At 66.8% G+C, this 1,221-nt stretch carries 1 protein-coding gene; it reads left to right on the forward strand.

The features are described 5' to 3' along the window. The coding region (locus tag ACFZDL_RS47220) for an IS4 family transposase (RefSeq protein WP_391194635.1) at positions 1–700 on the forward strand (700 nt) is incomplete at its 5' end. Between the last annotated feature and the right edge of the window lie 521 nt (positions 701–1,221).

Here is a 1,221-nt window from a genome sequence, read left to right on the forward strand (position 1 = left end):
CCCGCAGGTGCGGATGGCTGCGTTGGTGGAGGTGGGCAGCCATGCGGTGCTGGACGCGGAACTCGCCGGCTGCCGCACCGGGGAAGTCACCCTGGCCGGCCGCCTGCCACGGTCACTCGGCCCGGGCCAGCTCGTCCTGGCCGACCGTGAGTTCCTCGGTGTCCCGTTGTGGCAGGCCTTCACCGCCACCGGCGCCGATCTGCTGTGGCGAGTGCCCGCCAACCACGTCCTGCCGGTCCTCAAGCAGTTCCGGGACGGGTCATGGCTGTCACAGATCCGGGCGAGCAGCGGCCCTGCCCGGCATGAGCCGATCACCGTCCGCGTTCTGGCCTACCAGCTCAAGGGCCAGGTCGGGGAGGGCGCGGCCGGTGGTTATCGCCTGGTCACCACCCTGTTGGACGCCCGACGCCATCCGGCCCGGCAGCTGGCCGCGCTCTACCGCGAACGCTGGGAGGTCGAATCTGTCTTCGCCGAGATCAAGACCCATCAGCGCGGCGCCCGCGTCGTGCTCAGCAGTAAAACCCCCGATGGTGTCCGTCAGCAGATCTGGGCGCATCTGCTGGTTCACCACGCCCTGCGTGAACTCATGCTGAGAACGGCTGCCACCCGTGGTCTGGACCCTGACCGGGTCTCCTTCACCGAGACCCTGCGCTCTGCCCGGCGCAGCGTGACCGTTACGCCGGGCAGTTTTTCCCCCTGACCTGCTGGTCAGGGCCTTGGGGATACTGGAGCAGGACCTTTTGGAACGACTCCTGCCCGCCAGACGACTGCGCAGCCAGCCCCGAGCCGTGAAACGCAAGATGTCCAATTACGAGCTCAAACGAGCTGAACACCGTCTCTGGCCGCAACCGACCCGCACCAGCACGCAAGCCATCCTCATCACAAGACCCCAACCTACAGGCCCGTAATGCAACGGCATTGCCGCTAGGGGCCCATCCGCAGATCGAATGGGCGCTCGCGCCGGTACCGGGGGGCGCTGGTGCTGTCCGCGATGGGATCGGTGCCGTGATAGGCAACCTCGTACGTCCTGTTTGCGGCCCGCGCCCCACGATCATCCCTCGCTCCGCTTTCGACGTCGCGCCTCAGCGGAGCGCTTCGCGAGTTGCAGCATGTAAGAAGCTGTTGTCTTTCCGGGCTTGAGGACGGCGTTTTCGCTGGTCGGGCATAGGGACGATGATCCTGTGGGAGTGGTGGTCTGTCGTGTCGCCGCTGCTGTGGAGG

It is taken from the genome of Streptomyces sp. NPDC007917, from assembly GCF_042959105.1.
GTDB lineage: Bacteria > Actinomycetota > Actinomycetes > Streptomycetales > Streptomycetaceae > Streptomyces.